The sequence below is a fragment of the Halomicroarcula saliterrae genome (assembly GCF_031624395.1).
Taxonomy (GTDB): domain Archaea; phylum Halobacteriota; class Halobacteria; order Halobacteriales; family Haloarculaceae; genus Haloarcula; species Haloarcula saliterrae.
The window spans coordinates 1-24,977 of the sequence record NZ_JAMQON010000009.1; the positions used below are offsets into that span (position 1 = coordinate 1).

Genomic DNA, 24,977 nt, shown 5'->3' on the forward strand with positions numbered 1-24,977 from the left:
TGATGCGCGAGAGCGTCGAGTCGCCCGCCGTCGACGTGACTTCGACTTCGAGGTAGCCCTCCTCGTTGATGGCGCCGGCGTACACCTCGTCACCTACCGTCTTGTCGACGGGAACGCTCTCGCCGGTAATCGGCGACTGGTCGACCGCGCTCTCGCCGTCGGTGACCGTGCCGTCGAGCGGGATCTTGTCTCCGGGGCGGACGACCACGGTCTCACCCACCTCCACCTCGTCAGCGGGCACTGTGACTTCCTCGCCGTCGCGCACGACGGTGGCCTCGTCGGGCGACAGCTCCATCAGCTCGCGCAGGGAGTCCCGCGCCCTATCCATCGCGTAGTCTTCGAGCAGCTCGGCAATGCTGAACAGGACGGCCAGCGTCGCCGCCTCGACGAAGTAACCGATACCGGTCGCCGCGATGATCGCCGTCCCCATCAGCAGGTCTATGTCGAGGCTTCGGTTCTTCGCGGAGTAGTACCCGCTGCGGACGACGGGGACGCCACTGGCGGCGACGGCGCCGAGGAACAGGATGTCGGCGACGTGAAGCGGGTAATCGAGGACGCTCGCCACCGCGACGTTCTGTGTCGTCAGGAGAAACTCGAAGAGGAGGCCGACCGTGACGAGTGCCGCGCCGAACCACGTCTTCTTCGCGCGGGGGCTCGTCCAAACCTCCGACGGCGGCGCGATGTCGACACCATCATCCGTTTCATCCGTCTCGTCGTCCGACCCTCCGACGACCTCGTAGCCGGCGGACTCAATCGCGTTGACCACGTCGGCCTCGCTGGTGCGATCGAGGTCGTACGTGACGTTGGCCGTGCCGGTCGTTGGCTGGAGCGTGGCGTCGACAACGCCGTCGACGCGCTGGAGGCTCTTGTCGACTTTCTGAGCGCAGGACGGACAGTCCATCTCGGGAACGACGAGGCGAGCGGTCAGCTCCCGTCGCTGGCCGTCCCCGCTCGCGTCCCCCGCTGTGTTCGGATTCTCTGTCATTACTTCACAGTAGGGGCGTCAGTTCGATAAGCCTTAGTTGGAATATTCCAAACCGAGAATCAGCGTGTTGCCGGGGTCTCTTCGGGCGACTTTTCGCCGGCGACGTGCTGCTTCGCCAAGTGTTCTTCCGCCCGACGGAGTCGGTAGGTGAGCGTCGATCGCGGCACTCCGAGATGCTCGGCCAGTTCGCCGACGTCGACCTCTCGGGGCGACTCGTAGTATCCGTGTTCAACGGCGGCCTGGAGTGCGGCCTCCTGATCTGGAGACAGACGATTTTGCCTCTCATCGACTCCCCCCACTGACGCTGTCATCTCCGTGGTTCGAAGCATCTCCATCTGGGCGCAGTCCCCGACGGCGACTTCGAGGGCGTCGAAGAACGCGGCTACATCGCCCTCTCCGGAGTGGATCAGCCGCCACGTGTAATGGCGACCCTCGTGACGGGTCTCGAACAGCACGCCATCGCCGAGGTGGTCGCGAGCGATGTGGGGGACAGATGCGCAGGAGGGGGTTCGCTCCCAGTCGGAGTACAGGACGAGTGTGTCGTCCATGCGGTCGAGAATGTGGGTGGTTTGGGTTGCGCCGCAGTCCTCGGTCACGAGGCAGTCGGCGTAGTAGTCGCTGGTGAGAAAGGCGTCCTCGATGGCGTCGAGTGCCTCCGGAGTACCGGTCGCGTGGTCGACCCGCCAGAGCTGCTCGGCAGTGGCGTGCAGCGAGAGCGAGCGGACCCGAGCGCCGGGGTGGTTGGCGAGGGCGTCCGCTACCCTGTTACACCCCGACTCGTATTCGAGGGCGAAAACGAGTTCGCGCATACTCACACGTAGAGGGTGGCTGGATATAACACGTCGGCTCGGAGCTTCCATCGTACTGATTGGAGTCCCACCAAATCGTAGTCTCATCTCTAGGCTGCCGAAAATAGTATAGCAGTATATGGTGTACACAATTTGAATTAGTCCAAAACGTCCTTTTTGATGCCTCAAGAGCCCTAATTCGAGCAATACGCGTTTGAGGCAAAGTGCTTACGTTTACTCCAATAAGCGTACTTTGTCCGACCAAAATCCCACGATGCATAGGACTCAATCCTATCCTCGATCGTGAATCCGACGGTGATCAGCCCAGTTGGTCAACCTGCGATGATAGATACTCTTGTAGAGCGCTGACCGTCTCTTCTCAGACAGCTGCTGCCCCGAAATCACTGCGATATCCGTGCTTGAATTCTTTCACTCGGTCATATTTCCAGTCCACGCTCAAGTTGCTCCTACAGCGCAGCCTCATCTCCTCGCCGCAGATGTGATATAGTACCCTTTGTTGTCGGCGAACCGTGGATAGTGACCGTTCGCTTGTGGGTTCTCGGGAACGACCTCGTCGTCAGTCATAGTTCGGCCTCGGTGAACGCCTGATCGATGACGTCCTCGCTGGGGGCGTTCAGGTAGGGCTCAATCGCCGCGAAAGAGTCCCACCCACCGACGGCCATCACGACACGGGGATTCATCTGTTCGTCGACGAGGAGCCGTTGAGCGAAGCGCCGGCGGAGATCGTGAGTCGAAACCTTCTCGAAGTCGTCATCATCGGTCGCGTCGGCTGCACGTGCAGCGGTTCGGCGCACGACGGCCCGGACACCCGGTTGAGACAGATCGATGTAGGGGTCGTTAGGTGCGATATTATGCTCGTTCTGGTAGCGCTGGAGCGCTCCCTCAACATCGCTCGGCAGATACGCGTCGCGAGGCTTTCCGCCGTTTCCGCCCGTGTCCTTGCCAGCGCGGACACGCAGTCGGTATTGCCCGCTCTCTGTTTCCTTCACGTCTTTCGGACGCACCTGCGGAATCTCGAACGCCCGCAACCCCACGAACGCGCCTAATTGGATGATGATGTCATCTCGTGTGCTGTTGGCGGCCCGACGGAGGTCCTCGATTTCCTGGTCGGTGAGCCACACCTTGTGTTCGTTCCCAGCTGTCGATTCGATACGCATTACGATTACTTATATTTCCGTTTGTAAAGTATCTAGTGGTTAGAAAAAGCGGGGGTATACACACCGGATTTCCGCTGTAAATCGCGGAATCTGTTACGACTTATCTAACAAGTCGTTACTGTATCGATATTCACACTGAGCGACGTTCCGGAAGGGTATCTTCCTGGCTTCAACCCCGCGCTTGAAGACTTAGGACCGGTCTCTACTCCTTCAGACGCTGAGGACTACTCGTTGTGGTAGATGTGAAGGTCGGCGAAGTCCTGCCAGTTCTGTAGGAGGTAGTCCCGCATCCGATAGAAGGAGTAGCCGTCATCAAGCCACACCTTCTTCTCTTCGTCGCTGTCAGGAGGTAGATACTCCTTGTCGAGATGTGGTTGACCGTGACGAGTATCCATCCCCACGATTTCGTCGTTTTCGTCGAGTGGTGACTCGGCTTTCTGGACGAGGGACCACCCGTAGTTTTCGGCGTCTTCTGTGGGATTGTAGTTATCGAAATCGGAGGGGTCGGGTTCGACATACCCGACAAGAAAGTAGTTGTCTCCCCGATAGTTTCCGAGGTCGATACTGTCAAATCGTTCCATCGACCATCACCTGTGCACCTGTCGCCGTTGCGTTTGTGTTCGTAATCATTCAACTCACCAGAGAATCCACTGCTCGCGCGCACCCGTCGCACCAGCATAGCACCCGCTCTGAATCTGGTGATTTCACGGTATAGAAGGCCGCTACTCAGACAGTAGATGGGTAGAACGCCGGCCGGCGTAGCAGAGATGCTCTCATTATACACAACGAGTGCTGGCCACTTAAATTTTTCGACAATATATTTAGAGACAAGATATTAGCTGAAAAGCCTAAATTCTGCACTATCGAAACACTCTTGACCGTTGCAGTTCTAACAACGGTTAAGGAGTAATGAATATGCCTGAGTTCGAAGACCCACCAGCTTCGGTGTCCGATCCGAACGACTTCGAGAGCGAGGAGGCAGACGTAGATGACCGTCTGAAACGCCGCGCTGCGTTCTCGGAAACGCTCACACAGCACGGATTCCCCGACACGCTTGTTCTCGCCCGGGAACGCGCCGAGGATATCTTCCACGACCGCCGCCTGGATCTGCTCGATTACTTGAAAGACCATGAGCCCAACTCGGTCCGCGCTCTCGCTGATGAGTTAGGTTACGACAAAGGTGTGATCAGTCGCGATCTTCAGAAGCTCGCCCGCATTGACGTCATTGAGTACGTTGAAGACGGTCGTGCGAAAGCTCCGCGGCTCAAGCACAACCACATTGCCATCGAACCGGTCGTCTGATCACACTCTATACCTTCTATTCTTCCTCTCTTTCTACGGCTCTGAAAAGCCGGGATACTCCGCCCAACACCGTTTGTTGGCTAAGCAGATACTTCGCCACGTTAACCAACGCTATCCGAGAGAATGACCGAATGTTGGTTAACGAGCCCTAAACACTCTAGGAACAGTAGCTAGTCCTCTTGACACGAGCACCGATGACCGACCGCACCTACCTCCGGGCGGCCCTCAAGGCGGGCTTCGAGGTCGCCGACCTCGCGAAAGCCCACGACGTATCGAAGAAATCCATCTATCGAGCCATCGACCGGCACGACCTCACACGAGAGCAGCCGCAGCGTAACGGCGCCGCCCGGTGGCTCTGGAACGCACCTCCGGATACGGTCCTGGGGGATGACTGATGGGCGCGATCGAACCGCTGTCCCCGAGAGCGCGAACGGCACCGTCGACGGCGAACTCCTCCAGACCATCGAGGCCGTCGAGGAAGGCGACTTTCTCGTGCTCAACAGCGACTTCCGGATTTGGGAGGTAACCGACGTGGTCGACCGCCCGATCGAGGACCCGGCTGACGACCGCCAGTCCAAGCACGTGCTCCGTCTGGCCAATTAGTACGCTACCTTCGGCCTGGAACTCATCGAGTATCCCGACTGCCACGAGGCAACTATCCACGTTCTGGAGACCAACGACTGCTACGAGGCCGACCAGACATTCTCCGTCGACGACGTCCAGGTGCTGGACCAGGAGGTCCCGTGGGTGGTCGTCGAGAACGCGTCGGCGTATCACTTCCCGGACCCACACGCGGCCGCCTACGGCGAAGCTGCGCCCGCATGTGGGGTCGGCGATGCGGACGACAGCTTTCGGATAACACGCATCAACACAGTCTACCCCGCCTACTCCGGCTGTCGGGACTGCTTGCGCCACGCCAAGCCCGTCAAACTGCAGCCGGTCCACTGTCCGAAGTGCAACAAAGCCACCTGCCACGGGATGTTTCAGGAGGTGGAGATGGCAGCCGTCGACGCCCTCTCAATCACGTGTCCGAGCGACTGATGTGACTTCGACGGTGTCGTCGAGCTCCCTTTCGAACGGTGACCCTGGGGGTGTGGTGTCCGATGTGGTACTGCTCTTGATAAACTATATCTGGCTATATGGAATTTCTCAACACCCTACAGTGATTGCTACAGGAAATTCTATAGCAATCCCTATATGCAGTTCAAGCAGCAATTCGGTAGACACCATCAGCGAGTCGCCTGCAAACCGCCGTTGTTTGGAGGTCGTTCAGCTGCTTAGACTGTATTCCCTCACTCCAGGTTCTTCTCGCGGTCCTGCTGACTACAGGGCACAAATATTATATAAATGGCGACGTATGTGTACGTATGCGTCCAGAGATACCATCGAATCTCGAAGAGCGAATTACAGAGGTCTGCTGGGAGGCTGGATATCCCTCGACTGGCGAGTTCGTTCGTGAGGCGACGAGGCGGCACGTAGATGATCTGAAAGATAAACAGGGACAAGGAGACTCAGGAGTTTTAGTTTTCGAGGATGATGAACTGGACAAGCCCCGACACAGGATTCCTGTTGAATTCCGTCTTGTAATGAGTAAGGATGGCGTCGAAATTGAAGCTATAAAGGTGACCCACGTGAACCGAGATGGGTACAACTGGTTCGACGGGGAAGAGCAAAAGCGCGTCAGAGACCACCTTACCCATGGTGGCAATACCCTGCTAAGTTTTCAGAATCTAAATCGAGAGTTCGAGATAGACCCGAAACTCACGTGGAAAAGAATAGACAACGATCAGTTCTCAGTGGTGGAGCTAGAACTTCTTAATCCCGTAACGTGGAAGTAAGCAAATTCAGCACGCTCCTTCTGTTATACGGTGAGGGTTCAGCAGCACTCCAAGTCTCTATAGCGAATCCTAAAGAATAGCCTATATTAATTCCTATAGTCCTTTTGTGGCCTGTTTTCGGACCGCTTCCCGGACGGCCTCGAATTGCTCCGGGGCTGCTTCTTGGAAGCCCACACGCAGTGCTAACCGAAGAATCGCACTCCGGTCAACATTACTCTCCTCGATATCGAGTCGCTCCTGGAGCCCATGACCGACTGCATCCAGATGATCTGGATTCTCCTCGAGGGCTCGGATGAAGGCCGCGAGCTGGCCGTCCCACACACTGACCGTCTTTTGCTGATCGCCGGCGTCGATAGCCTCGAGCTCGTCGACGATATCCTCGACGAGGTCCTGCCGGTCCATCTCCTTCGCTGCGGAGTCCAGTCGGTCACCCTGCGAGGTCTGTGCTTTCAAATCTTCTAGGTCTGGGTCGTCACTCATCGGTCTCACCGTCCAGCTGTTCGACCAGCGCGCTAGCGGCGTTCAGATACGCGTCACGGGCCCGGCCCGCAGTGGTCGAGGGTTCGGCTATCGCGAAGGCCGTCTCACCGCTCTCAGCAGCGTTGCGGATGTCCTGTGAGTACGGTACGTAGGCCGGCGCAATCGCGTCGGGATACGCTTCTTGGAACGATTCGAGATACTCCTCGGCGAGATTGGTCCGGGTGTCGACCTTGTTCGGGAGAACGAGCGACAGCTCGATATCGACGGCGAAGTTCTCGTCGATCTTCTCGAGGTCCTGGCGGAGTGCATCGGCTTGCTCGGCTTCGAAGGGTCCCATCTCGACAGGCGTGATGACGTGGCGAGCCGCCCAAAGGCCGTTGTAGGAGACGTTATTGGTCATGCCCGGCAGGTCGATGAGAACGACATCGTACGAGAGCGGGTCGACGTACTCGTCGAGGAACTGCTCGAGGCGACTGTACCGCTCGCGAGCATCGTCGATGTTCCCGAGCTCGGCATCAAGCGTGTCGAGCCCCGGGTGGGCGGGGATGAGGTCCGGCCCCTCGTCGGTCGCGATGACTAGGTCGGCGACCGCGTCGTCGCCAAGCTTGCCGGCGATGGTGTCCCAGGCATCGTCAAAGACCGTGCTGATGTTGGGCCACGCCTCGTCAGTGTCGATCTGCTCTCGGTACTGGCCCCAGACGCCGAAGTGTTTCGCGAGGTCGCCTTGCTTCCCGGCGAGGTCGATGAGGAGGACGTCGTGCCCCTGTTCGCTGAGTGCGACGCCGAGGTGGGCTGTCGTCGTCGTCTTGCCGGTGCCGCCTTTGTCGAGGAACGCGGCGGCGCGTAGTGTATCTGCCATTTGCTGTCCCTATAGTACTCACTATAGGATTTGCTGTAGGCTTAAATCTATGTCAGACATTTATTGAAAATGGAATATAGGTATTCCTATAGGTCCCCTTTAGTTACAATCTAACAGTTCGGATTACTACCGTTGATTGTATGCTTTTTCACCGGTGCTAGCCGTCGGCGGTCAGCACTGGTTGATGGCGCCAGTGAATCGGCCAGTCAAATTGAGACGAGCATTTCAGTCCAGCAAAAGCGATTCGTCAACATACTTCGGCTCGGGGAGGTCGATATCTGTGCCGATATCGTACTTATCGAATGCTTCGGGTACGAACCCACCTTTCAATTCTGCTGCCGAAATCTCTATCTCTCGATGGCGAGCGACCAAGAGATGGGCAGCGGTAGCGTGACTGAAAACTGCTTTCCACGTGTGAGCGTTGCTCAGACGGTCATTATGCGCATCGGCGAGTTGTTGGAGCGATTCACGCGTCGCTGCCTCGTCGTTCTCGAGAAGTGATTCGTGGAGGTTCGACAGAAGTTCCGTTTCCTGTTTGTCGTTATCGCAGACGTACTTGTCGAGGTACATTTTAGCCTTGCTGTCGTTGCCCTGACACAGATGTGCTAATGTCGAGAGCTTCCAATAGTTCCTATTGGAGCCGCTCCCCACGCCGTAGTCAGCTTCGAAGCGGTCAGCCATCTCCAGCAGGTCGTCCGTCAGAGCATCAAGCAAACGGCTGTCTCCCGCGAGCGTAGTAATGTACAGACACCATTTGAGATTGAAGCCAAACCCCATCCGATGACTCTTGCTGAGGTCGTCCCAACAATCGACGGCTTCCTGACGCATTGATCGGGCATAGAGACCAGCAGTTGCGTACTCTTCTCTAGCTCTGTGGACCTCACCTAACAGTACGGAACAGTTCCCAAATCTCCACCACTTTTGAAACAAACTCCGGTAATTACTATATATCGGTTTTCCATCATTTATTCTTTGTTTCAGGCCCCAGTATGCAGAATCGAGATCGTCTTCAAGTCGGTTCCGAAGTTGTTTTGCATCATCTTTACCATTCATGGTCATTCTGTCAGTCCTCCGGCTTTGAAATGATAGACGCGATCAAAAATATCATCCACATAATAACCCCGGGAACTGCCGGTAGAGATTGCTTTTTCGCTTCTGGAAGCAGTGCTATAAAAATATGTTTTATCATATAAATTCGCCTCTATTCTGCTACTTATGGCACTCTCAACTGATGATTGGCCTGTTCCTCTTTTAATTTCAGTTTTATGTTTAAATGAGTCACTAATATCGAGAGGGTTTGTTGTCCCTCTATTATCCCATGCATCCACTATCCATTCGTCAGTCATCTGCACTTTATTGCCTTTCCTTTCACCTAAGTCCACATTGGTTGCAGATTTATCGTTTCCAGTCCACTTAGATTCGACAATGACGAGCTGCTCATTATCGGGGTCCCAGGCCATAACATCAATACCGTTGTTCTGGGTCCCACAGCCGGTGTCGACACAGATGACGTCGAGATTATAGCGCTTCTCGAGTACGTGGGGTGTGAGTTTTTCTTCGACGAACTTCGCCCGCTGACCATCGTTGTCAAGTCCTTCCCAACTCTTTGCGGGCTTTTCTGGGTTCACGTATTCTCCACCGACTGCGTCCCCATAGTTACTCTTTCCTGCCGCAGTACCGAACACTTCAGCAGTGTCGCTTGGGTATAGTACATCTCCTCTGACAGTACTGCTTCCAGACCCAAAGTCACCTTCTAATTCGTAGCTAACTGTCCCATCCTTTGCGGAGATATCAGTGAACTCGCCGGGCTGCTTGGAGAGCTTCTTTAGGGGGAACTCCCCAGTGACAACAGCCTGCTTGAGCAGTTGTTGGTCCTGAACATCATCGGCCTTCTTGAAGAATTGCTGAACGTCAAAGTCATCGGCATCTGCATTTATTTCAGACATCTCCTCCAGATAACCCATATGGGAGACCTCGTCGCAGGGCCCAGCAACGGTGGGCGCCGTAAGACTATGTGCCCGGGCAGTTGCCACTGGTCGTCGCGGCGCTGCGCCGATGCTGGGACTTACACAGTCCGGGCTGAGGGCCCGTGATAGCGTCTCACTGTCTACTTCTTCGACCAACTGAACCCCATCAGCACCCTGCCGCTGGATGAACGTATCGAGCTGGTCTGCCTCAACCTCGTCGAGTTGCTTGTACCGCTTCGAGACGGTACCGATATCCTCGGCCGTGACACTCGGGTCATTCTTCCACGTGTCATAGAGCCGCTGTCGCTGCGACAAGTCGAGTCCCTCGTCAAGGAACGCCTGCTGATCACTATTACCCATCCGGCGTAGCATTTTGGAGACCATCCGAGGGTTGTTGCCATCCATTAACTCGCCAGCACGACCGACCCGCGCCGATGTCCGCCCACTCAAATCAGCATCCCGGAAATATCGGGCAGAGATTTCGTCAGCTTGATCCAGATAACTGCTTGTCCCCTCCGGAATTGTATCCGAAATGTATCTTCTCGTAGTCACGAGCTTGCTGACGGTTCGTGATTCACTTAGTGCGACTCTCGCGAACGGTCGTTTGGTCTGTTTGACCGACCATGACGCCGCTCTGCCTACCGCCTTGGCCGGTAGTTGCGTAGTTTTTTGTAGCTTTCGAGCGATTTCGACGGACTTGCCGAGATATCGGGTTTTACTGACTTTATTGGCGACTCTCCCAGCACGGCCCCCACTCCGTAGTGTCTTTGCGGCCACTTCACCGCTGAAGAATTCAATAACGAAGAATACCATGTAGCCATCGAAATAACCATTATCATATGACTGATGTTTATCGGTTCCCTCTTTGAACGGATTGTTTATACCTCGTCGTCTATCGAACTGGCGTTGAAGACTGTTGTACGTTTCATGGGCGTTCAGCGCCGCCTTTGGAACGTTTTTCATTGCCTTCGCAGTCTCGACAGGGTTGGTAATCGAATAGCCAAATTCACCGGCACCATGCAGATATCCCGCCGCTCGTCCGAATTGCCTCGCCTGTCGCTTGTTGATATTATCAAGTGACCCTTCGAGATTCTGGGCAATCACTGACGGTCGTTCGATAGGTCTGTAGACGGAGGGATTACCATGCCAATCCCTCGTCTTGATACGGACGACTGTCCCACCAAGAAGGGTCCCAACGCTCTGTCCAGGAGACGGCTTCAACCCGGATTTCTTGTATCGGAACGTCTCTGTCCCAACGGCTGGTGGAGAATCCAACCTTTCACCGCTCCGGTACACAATGCTTACATTAGACACACCACTGGGGTCTCTCAACTTGAAATCGAGAGAGTAACTCGCCCGACTGAAGGTTGGGTTAGAGACAACCCAGTCAATCCGTTGCATATTCGGGCCTCTGAAATCGTGTACTGTCGGGTCTGTCCCTTCCTGTATTTCTTCTTCATCTGACACTCCATCTCCATCAGTATCACCCCACCTACCGTCTGGATCTGTTCTCCATGCCCATTCTTGGGAATCGTTCAGTCCGTCACTATCAGTATCCTTCTCCCAAGGAGACGAAGTAACGTACTCAACCGAACCATGTTTCCGTAATTCTCCCTTTTCCGGGGGTTGTTCGCCTTTTGTCGCGTTGGATAGGGCATCTACTTTCTGGAGCGTGTCAAAAATAACAATCTCAGTTTCTTCGATCTCTCTGGCATCATTGAGACCGTCGCCATCGCTATCGGGCGTTTCCGGGTTCGAAAGGGCCTCTACTGGCTCTACCTGCAACTCACCGTCAATTACTGTTGGTTTAAATGCCACTTCTTCACCATCAGTGAGGCCATCGTCGTCGGTATCAGGATCCGTCGCGGACAGATTGAATTGCTCGCCGCTCCCCGTCGGCAGCCGCCAGGTTTGTTCCTCGACACTATCCCGGATGCCGTCGCCGTCGGCGTCAGCCGACCCACGTCGTACGACTTGGGCGCGCATGTTGATGCCGTCGACCGAGAGCGTCACGTTGGCCGGTCCCGTGTCGAGCGTCGAGATGTCGACACCTTCCTGAACCGTTCCGACGGTCCCAATCGAGAGGGATTCCGACACTGTGGTTCCGCTGGCGCCAGTTATCTCGATGGTCGCCTCGGGGTTGATATTCGTCTGCTCGGTCTGGTAGACGACGGCGAGGCTGTCGGTCGCCTCGGTAATTCGGTAGCTGGCGTTCACCGTGCCCGCGTCGCCGTTCGTCGAACTCGAGGTGTTCTCGTTGGGGTCACCGGGGACATGGATGGTGAGCTGTTTATCCATCGCCAGCGAGATGTTGCGCGGATCGGTCGCTCGCCCGGTGAGTGCTTGCCAGGCATCGACGGTACCGGGGCCGCCCGCTGGCACGTCAGAGGCGTCGTTGAACGCCGGCTCGATACTGATACTCTCGTTCGTGAGACCGCCACGGAAGGCTCCACCGTCGGTCCGTTTGGGGTTCCAGTGCCAGTTGATGTAGGTGCTGTTGACGTAATCCGGTGGGTCGTCACGGACCACCCATCGACCCCGGTCTATCGGTAGTCCGTCGAACGCCATGGTGACTGCACCGACGGAGTCGGTAGTCGGGTGATCGTGCAGTAAGACGAGACTCAAACCGTCCGGGCCCGACCAGAAGAACAACTGGCTCTTGTCGTCCTCGAAAACCGGCAGCGCCGAATTTACTTTGTTATTCCCATAATTATAGAAGTTCTCGATACGCTGACCGTTGCTCAGCGGCACGACCTCGTAGGTGTCGTTGCCCTGTTCAATGGTGATTTTCCGCGTCGAGGGCTCTCCGCCCAGTACGACCGTCTCGTTGCTGGTGAGGTTACAGGCGTTTCGACACTGGAACGAGTCACTGGCGGTGAAATCGATGGGGGTCCCGACCTCGATACTGGTGGCGCTGACCCACTCCTCAGTGTGTAGTACCGTGAAATACGAGAAGTGGTCAACGGTCGCTTTCGCAGTGCCGTTCTCGATGGTCGTTTCGACTTCCTTCCAAGTATCGTTTGTCGAGCCGCTCCACGTGTAGATGGAGAGGTTCTCGTACTCGTCGGCAGCGACCGACTCGGCGATTGGCATCGCGATAGTGGCGTTCTCGAACGTCGTCCGGTTCTCGATTCGAACCGTCGGCCCGGCGTGTGCTGAACTGTTCGAGAAGTAGCTCGGTTTCGCGTCGACGGTTGCGTTGGCCACCGCGCCCTCTGCTCGCAGTGTCAGCGAGACGTTGGTGGCGTTGTGTGCTTGCGTCACCGCCACGGTTTCGTTGGTGTCGTCAATTCCGTCCCCGTCGCTGTCTGCGACGAGTGGATCCAACCCCGCTTTGATTTCGGCGCCGTCGTCGATACCGTCACTGTCAGTGTCCGGGAGCGTCGCGTTCGTGCCGTATTCGTGGACCTCACTGCCGTCCTGAAGTCCATCGCCATCGGTGTCAGGCAGTCGACGACTGGTGTCGTAGACGGACTCGTTTGTTACCGAGAGGTTGTCCCCATCGAGGTCGTCGACCGGGTCAGGAACGCCATCGCCGTCGGTGTCGGACTCGGTCGGTGATATCCCCGAGATGCCGTCTTCCCGCCCGTCTGAGAAGCCGTCACCGTCGGTATCCGTTACCTTCGGGTCGGTCCCCACTCGGTACTCCATATACGAGATGAGTCCGTCGCCGTCCGGGTCTTCCGCACCGTCGATGCGACCGTCAGCATCGGTATCGGCGACCGCTGGGTCGGTGTCGGTCCAGTTGTGCTCGTACGCGTTGGGGAGGCCGTCGCCGTCAGTGTCGTTGACAGCGACACCTCGTGTCACTGTAAACAGCCAGAGGACGTCTCCGATATCGGTCCGGTTGTCTCGGGTGAAATCGTAGGCGCTCCAGTTTGCGCCGACAGCTGTGGCGTTCAGATTGCGCTGGAGTGCATCGCTATCGACGATGTTGATCTGTCCGTCACCGTTGACGTCCTCGTACAGGCTATCGTTGTTCGGATCAGTCGGTTGGTTCCCGACGACTGCATACGGCAAGCCGGGATTAGTTCGTTGGCCCAGCGAATCAATCTGGCTGGCGTTGGGCTCCGTTGAATTGTTCCATGTCATCTGGGATACCCCACCGCCGGTGGGTTGATTCCCGGCGACGCCCGTAGTGAGTTGGTTACCAGCGCCGATGGCCTGATTGCCAGCGTTTCCCACCTGGCCCGGCAGACCCCCGCCACCGGCACTCAGCCCAGACACAGGTCCCATAGTAATCAGTAGCAATGCCCCAAAGACCGCCTGTAGCTTCTGTCGCTGAGTCCCTGTCATCGAAGTTCCCCACAGTAGGTCCCGCAGTTATATTCATGAGATAACTCAAAGTATTTAAATTATCTAGATGTATATTTACTATCATAGATTGGGGCACTCACCAGCACTCGGTGTGGGGATAGCAGTCGTTATCGCAATTACAGCAGGCGTAGTACTTGGGGGTTGGCGGCCACTGTGGCCGTCCAACCCAAGTCGACGACGGTCACAACCGGCGAGACGATGACCGTGGGTATCGCCGCCGAGTCGGCCGACGACGGCGTCGGTTCGGTCGATCTCGAACTCACAGTGGCCGACGCCGAGATGAGCTGTGGTCGTCGTCTTGTCGGTGCTGCCTGTATCGAGGAACGCGGCGGCGCCTAGTATCTCGCTCGCTGTGTGACCTATAGTAATTCCCATAGCATTTGCTGTAGGATTAAATCTACGTCTGAAACCTGTTGAAAATGGAATATAGGGATTCCTATAGGGGACGCTGTAGAACGTATCTCGGTTTTATGCAATATCTAGTTACAGAGTTTCGAGGCGAAAACCCACGACTTCAGTCGTTGGGATTCAGTGTAGACTCCCGGCCTGGTCTCTGACCAGCCAGGAGAATAGCTTCCGTTCACGTTAACATTCCGCTGTATAAACCCGGGCTTCATCCAGAACCCAATCTCGGACAGTTTGCTCCTGTCATTGCGCTTGGTTTGCGAGATGGCTCCGAGAATCTTACCGAAGTTGATCCCGCTGCTCGGACAGGAACAAAACAAGGTCGTCGATTGCGTCCGCTGGCAGCTCCTGCTGTCGGAACACACCCTTGAACGAATCTTCGAACCCGTCCTGCTGGAGTCGATCCAGCACCATCTCGATCTGGCCATCGAGCTTCTCCTGATCACCCCGGTTGATGTGCCGCTCGACGCGGTCGAACTCCGCATGCAAGCTGATGACAACGAGATCGCGGGTGTCGGCTTTCCGACCGCTATGGAGTTTCATCGCGAAGAGGAGCGCCGGCTCTGGGATGCGACCATCGAGGTCTTCGGCGACATCGAGCGATTCGATAGTGCTGTATTCGTGGAGATACCGATACGACCACTCCGCATCGGTCTGTCGGCACCCCATTGCGTCGACGAGTGTCTCGAACTTGATTTCGTTCTCCCCGACCTGCTTCGTGTACTGGATCATCCGGCCTTCGTACTCGTTCGAGACATCCTTCTCGAACTGCTTCTTGTATCCGAGGTCACGGAGAAGGGTGTTGTACTCGTCGAGTGCTGTGTCCGGAATCACGGTGTCGATATCGGTTGTAAACCGTGTCTGGAACGCGGAGACGGCCCACCCGCCAACGAGAACGTACGGCAGCTCAGCGTCCTGTACCGCACGGTGCGTGTCGATGAGTTCGGATTGACGCTCGGAGAGACTCATTTTATTACCTCTGTTAGTCCGCGCTCATCGCGCTGTGGTGTGACGCGTCGATGTCCCTATCGTACTCTTTTCCGATGATCTCCAAGGCAGGCTCGTATGCCGGGCGGTTCTCCATCATCTGGTCGACGGCGTCGTCCAACGGAATCACGGGATTGCCGTCGACCCACTCAACGTCGATGCCGTCGGTCTTCGGGAACAACACGTAGTGAACGTTCCCGTCGACATCGCCGGCGTCCGGGCGCTCGTTGATCGTCATGTCGACACCGAACTGCTGGAAGAACGCAATCCAGCGTTCGACGTCACGCTTGTGGACTTCGATGAACACTGGGTAGTCATCGTGGCTGCGGGCGATCTGGTAGCCCCCGTGTGTCCAGACGTACGCAGCGTCGATTTCCGTATACGCAAACTCCATATCGGCGAAGTGCGGGACAACGTACGCATCCTCTTGGGAGATAGTGTCGCGGCTATACAATGCAGCCATCATGTCGGCATACTGCTGGCGCATCTCGTGGTCGGCAATTTGGATTCCATTATCGGTAGTAACGATAATTTCAGTGTCTTCCAACCGCTCAATCCAGTTGTACACCCACGAGTACGAGACGCCGATTTTGCTCGCAACACGATTGATAGAATCGCCACGCTGGACTGCTAAGACTATCTTCGCAGCCGTAGCATCCATTAATTCGGTCATTGTTGGAATTGCCTCCCAGTCCGCGCCGTTGGTATAGCTTCTAGCTATCGCTAGAGAGATAGCGACACATAGAACTTCCGCCCAACGGCGCAGTTGCGGGCTTGTTACTCTCGGAACTCGCTACCACAGGCCGGACAGGTAGGCTCGCCGTCGTCCGTCGACGCCGCCACGCTGAGCTGGCAGTGATTACACCACAGCCGCCGCTCGCAGGTGCCATCTGGCGTGTTGTGGGTCATGGCTGGGGCTACGTGCGCTGAGGGTAAGAGTCTCGATGACTGGTTAACCAACACGCCGGGGTGAACGATTCAGTGTTGGTTAAGGTCTGCTGGTGCTCCTCGAGCCGGTCCGAGAACTGTGTCAGCCACTGTTGGCTAGTTAGGTTGGCGACCGAGTCGGTGCTCCCAAGTTGTCACCACGAATCGATCAACAACCAGTCACCGGCACCTACCTACATGGGCAGTAAGCGTGGGGCTCGCCATATCAGTGTTCGGCGAGGCATGAGCTCGTCAAGCGCTATTCCTCCCAGATTTCCGCTTCGATTTCGAACCCTGGATAGTAAACTCTCGGCACGTCGGATGCAGGCTCCGCTGGAACTGCTGTCAGTTCCTTTCGGCCAGCCGCGGCAAGTACCATCGAATCGAGGATGTCGTTACGACGAACATCTTTCCGGAGATGTTCTCTGCAGGCCTCCTTGTACTGCACCCGTGGGATATCGAGTTCATCGCTCAGCAGATGCATCCGGAAGCGTTGCCCCCGCTGTGATGATTTCGAGTAGGCGATGGGTTGCCCGTTCAGTGCGGCAAAGCACAGTTCTGGATAGCTCTCTCGAATCGAACCATCGTATTCCCACCCAACAATCTCATTCACATCCAGAATTTTGTCGCCGATGCTGTAGGCCTGCATAGAGAGGCCATGGCCGATCTGGTCGTAACGAGCCTCGTTGGCCGTCTCGTAGTCGTCACATTCAACTGCTGTCCGGCATGGCGGGAAGAAGACGGAGTTCCCGCGGCTCCCGAGGAGATCACGTGCGGCGCTATCGCATTGCCGTCGGGCGCCTTCTTGAAACCCAATTGGAATATCGACGAGGACCTGTGCGTCTCCGAGATTGCTGGAGGCGACTTTCTCTAAATTCTCGAAGAGCCTCGTACGTATATCCGTCCCCTCGATAATCGTCGCAAACCACCCACCTGGACAGGCGTCTACGCCGACGACGGTCTAGTTTGTGCTGCTCATTGTCCCGTCATTCTGTTGCGGTGATATCTGCCGTTGTGAGTGCCTGTGCGAGATACTCGATGTCGTCACGAGACTCGAGCTGGTCGAGCCATCGGTCGGGAAGAGCTGTCGCCCCGAAGCGGGCACCGGCCAGCGCGCCTGTGACGGCGCCGAGCGTGTCGGTGTCGCCACCGCGGTTCACCGACGTGACGATGGCCGCTTCTGCGCTGTCAGCTGTCAGCGTGTCGTACAGCGATGTCTGGAGTGTGTGTATCACATAGCCGCTGTTCTCCAACCGGCTCTCGTCGACGAAGTCGGGCACGAGTCGCAATGTTTCTATCAGTTCGTCTGGGGCCTTGTCTTCGAGCCGCGCTATAGCATCGGTGAACGGGTCGTCGTCACCCCGGAGATACCCGGCGAATGTATGGTTGAGAAGCGCACTCCCATACTGACAGCGGGGATCGTAGTGCGTGATAGCTGCGGATTGTGTGCTCACCTGGGTCAGTACGGTCGGCTCATCGGCGAAGGCGACAGCGTGGGGCGCACACCGCATGATGCTGCCGTTGCCAGCGTTGGACCCTTCGGCACGCTGATGCCAGACCTCACGGCCGGCATCCCGCCACGACGTCCCCTCACGGTACTCCCGGATTGCATCGGCAGTCATCAGCCCGATATCGAACGGCCCGTTCTCGTACCACGTCTGGAAGCGGTCAGCGATATCCTGGCCATCGAAGGTTGCCTGCTCGACGAGACTCCGCGCGATGCACAGCGCCATGTCGGTATCATCGGTCACAGTCCCAGCCGGTTGCCTGTGCGTTCCGTGACCGACCATCTCGGTGAGCGTGCCGTACTGGTCTGCGATGGCCTCCGGTGAGCGAAACTCGACAGGACGGCCCAACGCATCGCCGCAGGCAAGCCCGAGGAGTGTCCCGACTGCGGCATCTGCTGAATCCGGCATCTGTCTGTCCTGCTATTGCTGGCAGCTACTTGTAGCTGATACCCTAGGTAACACGGAAAGAGACTGATTGGATGAGGAGTGATTGACTGAAGCGTTGCTTCACGGGTGTGTCAAGCGGTGCCTCGATGACGATGACGCCGAGGCAGAGTTTTTATCGCAAATTTCCGTTGACTAGATTATTTCTGTTGCTCCCGGAACTGTTGAACGGATTGCTTCCGTTTCCACTTCCGGTAAACCGATTAGAATTCGATGAATTTGATCCGGAGTTACCGTTGCTCTTGTGATTCCTAATACGGTATTCTGGTTTTTTGATGGTATATTCTATATTCCCTGCAGCTGTACTGCCGTCAAGGTTTTTGATTCGAACAGAAACATGGTATCTTTCGGGAATATCACCGCTCACCTCCACAAGAGAAATATTGAACCCACTGAGGCTGATTGTGGATGGCTGGTTTGATTTTTCGAAAGGATTCCGGATTTTCAGTAAGTCACCCTCTTCCAGTTGTAAAACAGTGTCCTGTGAATGATTTTTTACTGCTTCTGAAACAGTATTGTAGGGTAATACTGGGGACAATTCTGGGCTCTGTTCGAGGATTATTACGGAGTCACCTTCTGACCCATGCGTGAGGTGAAGATGGTCGGCAGATATATTGGAAGAATGTGTTATGAGATTGCCTCTTGAGTTTACATTGTCGATAGTGACTTGAATGAAATCTGGTGGAGAGTAGTCCGTTTCTAATTCACTCACTTTGGGATATGTTTGCAAACTTAGTGTATAATACTTTGGCTGCAATCAATCATAAATTATCGTCTCCCACTTTCGCCACCGGATGACCGTGAACGGCTTATCTGTGGTGTTGGGTTCTTCTGGGTCGGTGTTTGCTGGCATAGATGACTCTCTTCGTGGCCCCGATCTCCCGCACCGACACAAGTAATCCCCGCGAAGGGGCGCGTGTCCGTCGGCTGCTGGGTCACTCGGTAGTCGATGGGTGCTTCTGGTGTCCGCCCGTGTCTTGGCTGGGCGGGGCGGACACTGGTTCAATGCTCGCGAGCGACAGCGATGGCTCTCGGCAGTGTGGTCGCCGGGAGAAGTGCTGTCGCGGGCGTCAGCCCGTGTTTCGTCGGGAGCGTCTGCTTAGAGTGAAGGGGAATGCAGTATATAAAACGGCGTGACGCGCTGGGCAGGGGGCACGTGTCCTCTTCGTCGATGGATTTAGTAGTACCCACAGAACAGCTCGTGAAACTATCTGTTTCCTCAGGCAGCGCGTCGATACTTTTGTTCCTCGCGTCCGTTGACCCACGCAATTCAAGAGTCACTATGGGACGACAAGAAATCATCCAGCACATCGAAGCCGAACTCTCGGACCGTTCGGAGGAAACCACCGAACCTCAGGAGATCACAGAAACGTTGTGTCAGCACTGCGGGCTCGTGGTCGAGACGGAGGGACAACAGCCGGACGACTATATTGTCCATAGCATTCCCTCACACGGCGACTCGGGCCGGAGTTTCGTGTTCTATTGCGGCCCAAACTGTTTTCAAGACGCGATGGACGAACTACTGGATGTGTAGCCGCTGACAGTCGCCTCTATCGGTAGAGTTGGACGGCCAGCGGTGACGCGCAGTAGTGGTTCGCAGGGGTCCGGAAGACGATTTTCACGTACGGCCCCTTAGTCACGTTCGAGTTCTCGATGGCAGTAACGATGCGTTCCAGACGCTCACGCCGGTTGCCGAAGTTGCCGTTCGTCAGCCCCTGGAGTGCCTGACCCGGTGAGACATTCCGTGCGTTGGCCACGACCGCTCGGACAGCGGGGTCCTGCTGGGCGTGCTGGGCCACCTTGCGGAGTTCCTGGTTGACCATCTGGGAGACGCCCTGTCCGTTGACGACGCCCTTCTGGCCGTGGATGAGGTACGTACTCGGTCCCTGCTTGTACTTCTGGACCATCCCCATCTCGTTGTGCAGGCGCTCGATGCGGTGGTACGATGCTTCAGGACACTGGTTCTTTATGTCCGGTGTCTTGATAGTCGTGTTACTGTCCGTGTGGCCGTTCGTGATGAGGAACTCGACGATGTCGGTGAGTTCCGTCGCTATCTGCAGGTCGGTCTGTGCTCGCTTCTCGATGCCGCTCTTCAGTCGTGTGTAACTCATTTCTTGATGTCTTGTAGTTATATTTCGCCCGTCACAATCGAAGCAGATATACGAAAGCGAGTATAACGCCAAAGTGACGCAACCCCACTACCCCGTACTTCGCGTGCGGGGACAGGAAACGGCCGTTCCAGCGGCCGAGTCCCCGATTCTTCACCAATCTCGTACATATTCTTTAGTTGCTTCTCCTACCGTACACAAGGGGATGTGGGGCCTTAAAATATCGAGTTATTGATACGATTGAAGCGATATAACGGCCTTTTCTGGTCGTTCTGATACGTTCCGTTGAAGAAGCTACCCCAATTGAACCGATTTAATTTCTCATTAAATCGGTCTTCGGCTAACCAGCGATAGGACAACGTTCAGCTAGTTACTATTTTAATGTTACGCAGATACTATATCCACGTGTCAGATTATATCCCGCGACGTGTTCATATCGCTCCGCAAGGATTCGAGGATGAGCGGATCTCTATTCCCGCTATAGAGCGAGATGCAGATATTCTCATTCTCGTCGGGCATGACGAGCCCGATGAAACTGCTGTCCAATGCCGGCAACGGATTATCGACGAGCTGGACGAGCACGGAATCGAGGTCCAGGAGGATGCCACCTGCGACTTGTTCGACCTGAACGACTCGCTTGAGACACTCCTGACGCTAATTCGGGACCGAAACCCCGACGACACGGTTCGGGTGAACATTTCTGCCGGCTCAAAGATCACCGCCATCGCTGGGATGCTCGCTTGTATGTTCACCGGCGCTGACCCCTACTATGTTGTTCCTAAAGGGTACCACGACAACGAGGACGAGGGCGAATACCAGACTGTAAGCCACGGGATGGAGGATATCAAACCCCTCCCTGCGTACCCAGTTACCGAGCCCGACCTCCAGCTCATACAGGTGCTAGCGTTCATCGAAGAAGAGCAGCCTGACGATGGCCCGTATGGCGTGCTTCTGAAAGATATCGGGCGATACCTCCTCGAGCAGGATTTACCCGCTGTACATGGCAGTGACAAATCGCCTGATGAAGCCGAAGATATCTATCCAACAGTCAACGAAAAGATCGTCAACCCACTTCGTCAGCGTCGGCTCATCACTAAGACACGACTTGACGGGGGCACCCAGATACGAACCACGCAGGAGGGCGAGGAGATGCTGGCTCTGGCGGCGAGCCTCACTGGTGAGTAGTCTTCAGACTGGTTGGTTTAATTCGTGGCTCTGCATGAACGAGATATGCCACTGAGTTCGAGTGTACAAATCGCGCTGTCATTGCTGCAAGTGACCGGCCTCCTGCTCCCAATCGTGTTCATCGCGCTCCAACCATTCTATGAGCAGGTCGTTCAAGCCGGTGGTGTGGGTCCGGGTAGTCAACACCCGACCCCTAAGAAGTTTGACTTGTTCCCATCGGATGAAGATGGTAGCCCTGATTCCCTGGTATCCGATAATCCACCACGGGTTATCTACGCAGGTGCCGCAGTGATTGGGTTCTTACTTCTCTCAACAATCTTCGCTGTCCTTCGGATTCTCCTTGCACTCACCGATGATTGGTTAGTTATCCTGAGTGCGTCCTGCCTCCTTTTTGGACTTGCTGGGCTGGGCGTGCTGTATTATTTTATCCGCACTGAGTACCGGACTGTTCTTGACGCGGTATAGCTGTCCGTATACGCCTGTGTCTCATGTAGTGTCTCGGGAGCAGGAAGAGCGATCCAGGAGGGAAATGAGTGGGTTCACTGGTATGTCGCTGGAGATTAGAACGGCCACCGCTCCATGAGAGAGGCGATCATCTGGTCGATCCATGAGTCCAGATGATTTACTCGCTGGTTTGCCTCCCACCGTTCATAATCGATATCCCATCCATCAGTGTGGGCTGCCATCGATTCGACGTGCGCTTGCGCCCAAGTGTCTGCTTGGCTGTCAGAGACAGCAGAATTAGTGCCACTGGATGCATCGATAACTCCTTCTGAAACAATATCAACCGTCGTGACGATGCTCTGGTCGAATCCCTCGGTAAACGCCACTCTGATACCCCAGTGAATCTGGCTCAGAACCCACGAGTATGCCCGCCATCCGATGGAGCGCCCGACGACGTTGATGAGCTGCCGGTTGACCCAGCCGGTCGCACCGTAGGCAACGCGGTAGGACGCACCGATTCCGGCCGTCAGTAGCACGACCTCGGCGACGACCAGTGCCACATTTTGGAACAGTTCGACATAGTCCTTCTCAGATGGAGAGTTCCCCGCATCGATCTGGTCATGGAGCCCACAGCCCGTATCAAGTAGGGCTCTGACACTCGCCACTAGCGGAACGAAACGGGTGACCTCTCTCGCGTCGCCGGCGAGAGACTGAACCTCGTCTGCGATACCGTCCGGAAAGAAATCGACCCAGCTGAGGAAATCCGCGATATCCTCAAGATATCGCAGAATCCAGTTATAGGCGTCTGGGTTGTTCGCTAAGTCGCTCAATCCGATGTCCCCAAGTTCGCTCAGAAATCCATCTTCCTTCCCGCTGTCAACGTCTTCGGGATTATCGAATTTACCGTAGGCATAGCAAATGAAATCCACCGCTTCGTCAACCGCTCCTTCGAGGGCTGTATCGTCCCAGTCGTCATCGAAGAAATCAGCGACAGCAAAGCCAAACGCGTCGATGAAGGACGAGTCAGTCGATTCTCCGGAGGGCGTTATCAAACTCAGTGGCCCGATAGCAGCTGTAGACTGTAGGAATTGCCTTCGCTGCATTCGTTTCACTCTAATTACTCTCTCTGTTGTGATAAGATACGTGACTAGAGGGTTTGACTCATAGTCTTATTTGATAAAATTCTACAGGCACACAAAGCCTCGTAACACCTCTCAGAATCTACTTCGTCGGGGTAGACTGACGGGTAACAAATGGTTAGTAGCTCTTGCACGTATCTCACGACAAATATGGATGCAGAACTCGAACGCCTGATAGACGGCCTCCTAAATGACATAGCTTGCTACAGCTGCGGATCAGAATTCGTCATCCAAGCCAGTCGGCTCACCAGGGAGGACGAGAGGGTGTATACCGCCCCGCATTCCTGTCCTGGATGCGAAGCTGAGTACGAGGTTACAGTTAAAGACGACAATCAACTTCTTACTTATGAGGCCGATCGCCTCGATGAGACTGATGAACATCGAAACATGTTCTCCAGTGCTCGAAAAGAGGGACTCCAGAGACAGACCCATCCCATTAGGGAATTAGTAGAAGGATTCGGCGAACTCAGAGTAGCACTCAACGTGCTTTGGGAGAATCGAGAACGTATTCAGGACGCTTGCGACACCTTCCGAGACGAAGGATTAGACGACAGAAGTGCAGAATTTGACCGAAGGGTCAATACTGACGTACACAATTACATGGCAAGCGCGTATACGTTCAACCAGATTCTCCAAACGATAGACTCGAATATCCCGACCGACGGTCCTGTCGAGGCTGTAAAGGGGGAGTTCGAGGACGAGGAGCGGTTGATACTGGGGCTCAGAGTGTATGCGCAACACAATCTCTCACTCCCCTTCAGCTACGTTCACTTCACCGACGAGAACACAGGTAGTAGAGAAACGACATTGGGTGTGGAGTTAGAAGAAGTGAACGTCATCGAACCCGATATCGATACTTACGGCCCTGATGGGTACAAAGAGGGCTCAGACTACCACTATGAGAACGTCGAAGGCGATACAATCAACATCGAGCGACGTATCGACTTGCACTACGAGGCAGCCAAAGAGTTAGTCGACGCCGTCGGAACATATGCTGAGACAGAGCACGGCGACGAACTGGAAGACTTTCGTGAGGCAACGACGTACGACGCCGGACGGTGACGGGGGGATACAGACGCAACAACGCTATCCGAAAATTATGAGGTGTCACTCTGTGTCCGGTCTCCGAACATACTCATCAAACCAGCGTGATGCATCCATCTGTGAAATCTTTCTCAATTGACGGAGCCGCATAACCTCCTCAGCAATCTTCGACGGCTCCGATGGCAAGTCCCGCAGAACGCCTCTAAGATAATTATTACGCATCACGAGATTTCCGTAGTCGAGCCCGAGATTGGCCTCAATTTCTCGATATTTCGGGAGATTGTCGTGCTGATACTCACGGTAGCCTCGTTCGATACCACCCTCAACAAGTCCTTGCATCAGAATCTGTGTCTCCTGCTTGCCTCCGGCGTGCATACCGTAGCTAAAAAATTCGAAGAGAGACAGCCAGCTCCAGAGCAACTGGTCTACATCTGGATTACTCGAGGTTCGACCCTCTTCGTCCAATCGTCTGCGCTCTCGCGACCACTCGTATGCGGGTTCGAACACTTGGCGGATATCGGTGACTGGGAGGTTCTGGGCAATGATATGGAAGTCGTAAAGCGCGTTCTCGATTCGCTTGCGGATATTGTACCGACGCACGTTCCAAGCGTTCTCGTCGAGGTCGTCACCAACCTTGCCGAGAAGGAGTTCCCGGTCACGTTCGGTCAGGATACCTCGGTCACGCTCAACCCAGTCAAAATTATGAGTCATATATTAGTCTGTTAGCTAATGAAATGCGGATACTACTTAGTTGCAGGGCTTAGGCAACAAATCGGTTAATTTCATCCCTACGCTGGATGGTCGTGTATGTCCGCACTTGGACTGGTTGCGGCGGTAGCGATGTTCGCACTCACAAATGTCGTGGCTGGGATGCTCCCGTTCACGTTCACTGGTAATGCTCAGCTCGCGATCTGGCTGGTAGCGCTAATCGTGGCGATAGCAAGCTACGTGATTGTTGAACAGGCGATGGCAGGTGTCCGTCGGTAAGTTTCGTGAAGCTAGCCGCCGCATCGTCGTCATGGCCTCTCTTCCAGTCACCGGCCACTGACAGCTGTACTAGATGGCCTCGACC

At 55.5% G+C, this 24,977-nt stretch carries 25 protein-coding genes and 1 pseudogene; 9 read left to right on the top strand and 17 right to left on the bottom strand.

What is annotated here, in order from left to right:
• From NDI56_RS20885 to NDI56_RS20900, 4 genes are all read right to left on the bottom strand, one after another.
• Positions 1–985 (bottom strand): heavy metal translocating P-type ATPase (locus NDI56_RS20885; protein ID WP_310921690.1); only part of this gene is annotated, 985 nt, incomplete at its 3' end.
• Positions 986–1,044: 59 nt separating this feature from the next.
• Positions 1,045–1,794: a helix-turn-helix domain-containing protein gene (locus NDI56_RS20890; RefSeq protein ID WP_310921691.1), complete on the bottom strand. Its 750-nt coding sequence runs from the start codon at positions 1,792–1,794 to the stop codon at positions 1,045–1,047.
• Positions 1,795–2,354: 560 nt separating this feature from the next.
• Complete coding sequence (locus tag NDI56_RS20895; protein WP_310921692.1) at positions 2,355–2,951, bottom strand: site-specific integrase; 597 nt, start codon at positions 2,949–2,951, stop codon at positions 2,355–2,357.
• A gap of 224 nt (positions 2,952–3,175) precedes the next feature.
• On the bottom strand, positions 3,176–3,532 hold the full coding sequence (locus NDI56_RS20900) for a hypothetical protein (protein WP_310921693.1): 357 nt from the start codon (positions 3,530–3,532) through the stop codon (positions 3,176–3,178).
• Positions 3,533–3,866: 334 nt separating this feature from the next.
• Between NDI56_RS20900 and NDI56_RS20905 the strand changes: the two genes are divergently transcribed.
• From NDI56_RS20905 to NDI56_RS20925, 5 genes are all read left to right on the top strand, one after another.
• Complete coding sequence (locus tag NDI56_RS20905) at positions 3,867–4,253, top strand: HVO_A0114 family putative DNA-binding protein (RefSeq protein ID WP_310921694.1); 387 nt, start codon at positions 3,867–3,869, stop codon at positions 4,251–4,253.
• A gap of 194 nt (positions 4,254–4,447) precedes the next feature.
• On the top strand, positions 4,448–4,648 hold the full coding sequence (locus NDI56_RS20910) for a hypothetical protein (protein ID WP_310921695.1): 201 nt from the start codon (positions 4,448–4,450) through the stop codon (positions 4,646–4,648).
• Positions 4,641–4,856 carry a hypothetical protein gene (locus tag NDI56_RS20915; RefSeq protein WP_310921696.1) on the top strand — a complete coding sequence of 72 codons (216 nt, stop codon included), beginning with the start codon at positions 4,641–4,643 and terminating at the stop codon, positions 4,854–4,856. The genes NDI56_RS20910 and NDI56_RS20915 overlap by 8 nt, the downstream gene beginning before the upstream one ends.
• 120 nt (positions 4,857–4,976) lie before the next feature.
• Positions 4,977–5,294 carry a hypothetical protein gene (locus tag NDI56_RS20920; RefSeq protein WP_310921697.1) on the top strand — a complete coding sequence of 106 codons (318 nt, stop codon included), beginning with the start codon at positions 4,977–4,979 and terminating at the stop codon, positions 5,292–5,294.
• Positions 5,295–5,620: 326 nt separating this feature from the next.
• Positions 5,621–6,091, top strand: a complete 471-nt coding sequence (locus NDI56_RS20925; RefSeq protein ID WP_310921698.1) for a hypothetical protein — start codon at positions 5,621–5,623, stop codon at positions 6,089–6,091.
• Between the two features lie 93 nt (positions 6,092–6,184).
• On the opposite strand, the gene NDI56_RS20930 is transcribed toward NDI56_RS20925, so the two are convergent.
• The 4 genes from NDI56_RS20930 to NDI56_RS20945 all read right to left on the bottom strand — a co-directional run bounded on the left by NDI56_RS20930 (position 6,185) and on the right by NDI56_RS20945 (position 13,489).
• A complete protein-coding gene (locus NDI56_RS20930) occupies positions 6,185–6,571 on the bottom strand; it encodes a DUF8115 family protein (RefSeq protein ID WP_310921699.1) in 387 nt (128 codons plus the stop codon).
• Positions 6,564–7,430 (bottom strand): ParA family protein, encoded by an 867-nt coding sequence (locus NDI56_RS20935; protein WP_310921700.1) that lies wholly within the window; start codon positions 7,428–7,430, stop codon positions 6,564–6,566. Before NDI56_RS20935 ends, NDI56_RS20930 begins: the two co-directional genes overlap by 8 nt.
• 225 nt (positions 7,431–7,655) lie before the next feature.
• Positions 7,656–8,489 carry a hypothetical protein gene (locus tag NDI56_RS20940; protein WP_310921701.1) on the bottom strand — a complete coding sequence of 278 codons (834 nt, stop codon included), beginning with the start codon at positions 8,487–8,489 and terminating at the stop codon, positions 7,656–7,658.
• Positions 8,486–13,489, bottom strand: coding sequence for a dockerin type I domain-containing protein (locus tag NDI56_RS20945; RefSeq protein ID WP_310921702.1), 5,004 nt, complete (start codon positions 13,487–13,489; stop codon positions 8,486–8,488). Before NDI56_RS20945 ends, NDI56_RS20940 begins: the two co-directional genes overlap by 4 nt.
• A gap of 378 nt (positions 13,490–13,867) precedes the next feature.
• On the opposite strand from NDI56_RS20945, the gene NDI56_RS20950 reads away from it, so the two are divergent.
• Entirely contained in the window at positions 13,868–14,053 is a 186-nt protein-coding gene (locus tag NDI56_RS20950; protein WP_310921703.1) for a hypothetical protein, read from the top strand.
• Positions 14,054–14,398: 345 nt separating this feature from the next.
• Here NDI56_RS20950 and NDI56_RS20955 read toward each other — a convergent pair whose 3' ends face one another.
• From NDI56_RS20955 to NDI56_RS20985, 7 genes and pseudogenes are all read right to left on the bottom strand, one after another.
• Positions 14,399–15,088, bottom strand: coding sequence for a hypothetical protein (locus NDI56_RS20955; RefSeq protein ID WP_310921704.1), 690 nt, complete (start codon positions 15,086–15,088; stop codon positions 14,399–14,401).
• 13 nt (positions 15,089–15,101) lie between these two features.
• On the bottom strand, positions 15,102–15,767 hold the full coding sequence (locus NDI56_RS20960) for a helix-turn-helix domain-containing protein (protein ID WP_310921786.1): 666 nt from the start codon (positions 15,765–15,767) through the stop codon (positions 15,102–15,104).
• 116 nt (positions 15,768–15,883) lie between these two features.
• Entirely contained in the window at positions 15,884–16,015 is a 132-nt protein-coding gene (locus NDI56_RS20965; protein ID WP_310921705.1) for a zinc-ribbon domain-containing protein, read from the bottom strand.
• A gap of 277 nt (positions 16,016–16,292) precedes the next feature.
• A pseudogene (locus NDI56_RS20970) lies at positions 16,293–16,973 on the bottom strand (DUF429 domain-containing protein); the annotation flags it as partial.
• Positions 16,974–17,019: 46 nt separating this feature from the next.
• Positions 17,020–17,949, bottom strand: coding sequence for an ADP-ribosylglycohydrolase family protein (locus NDI56_RS20975; RefSeq protein WP_310921706.1), 930 nt, complete (start codon positions 17,947–17,949; stop codon positions 17,020–17,022).
• 151 nt (positions 17,950–18,100) lie between these two features.
• Complete coding sequence (locus NDI56_RS20980; RefSeq protein ID WP_310921707.1) at positions 18,101–18,697, bottom strand: hypothetical protein; 597 nt, start codon at positions 18,695–18,697, stop codon at positions 18,101–18,103.
• An 838-nt stretch (positions 18,698–19,535) separates the two neighbouring features.
• Entirely contained in the window at positions 19,536–20,096 is a 561-nt protein-coding gene (locus NDI56_RS20985) for a hypothetical protein (protein ID WP_310921708.1), read from the bottom strand.
• A 402-nt stretch (positions 20,097–20,498) separates the two neighbouring features.
• Here NDI56_RS20985 and NDI56_RS20990 point away from each other — a divergent pair, with 402 nt between their 5' ends.
• Together NDI56_RS20990 and NDI56_RS20995 are read left to right on the top strand one after the other, a co-directional pair.
• Positions 20,499–21,278, top strand: coding sequence for an HFX_2341 family transcriptional regulator domain-containing protein (locus NDI56_RS20990; protein ID WP_310921709.1), 780 nt, complete (start codon positions 20,499–20,501; stop codon positions 21,276–21,278).
• A 45-nt stretch (positions 21,279–21,323) separates the two neighbouring features.
• Positions 21,324–21,743, top strand: coding sequence for a hypothetical protein (locus NDI56_RS20995; protein WP_310921710.1), 420 nt, complete (start codon positions 21,324–21,326; stop codon positions 21,741–21,743).
• Positions 21,744–21,838: 95 nt separating this feature from the next.
• Here the strand turns inward: NDI56_RS20995 and NDI56_RS21000 are convergent, their stop codons facing one another.
• Complete coding sequence (locus NDI56_RS21000; RefSeq protein ID WP_310921711.1) at positions 21,839–22,774, bottom strand: hypothetical protein; 936 nt, start codon at positions 22,772–22,774, stop codon at positions 21,839–21,841.
• Between the two features lie 237 nt (positions 22,775–23,011).
• Here NDI56_RS21000 and NDI56_RS21005 point away from each other — a divergent pair, with 237 nt between their 5' ends.
• Entirely contained in the window at positions 23,012–23,923 is a 912-nt protein-coding gene (locus NDI56_RS21005) for a hypothetical protein (protein WP_310921712.1), read from the top strand.
• A 45-nt stretch (positions 23,924–23,968) separates the two neighbouring features.
• On the opposite strand, the gene NDI56_RS21010 is transcribed toward NDI56_RS21005, so the two are convergent.
• Entirely contained in the window at positions 23,969–24,616 is a 648-nt protein-coding gene (locus tag NDI56_RS21010) for a DUF8102 family protein (protein ID WP_310921713.1), read from the bottom strand.
• Positions 24,617–24,977 lie beyond the last annotated feature (361 nt).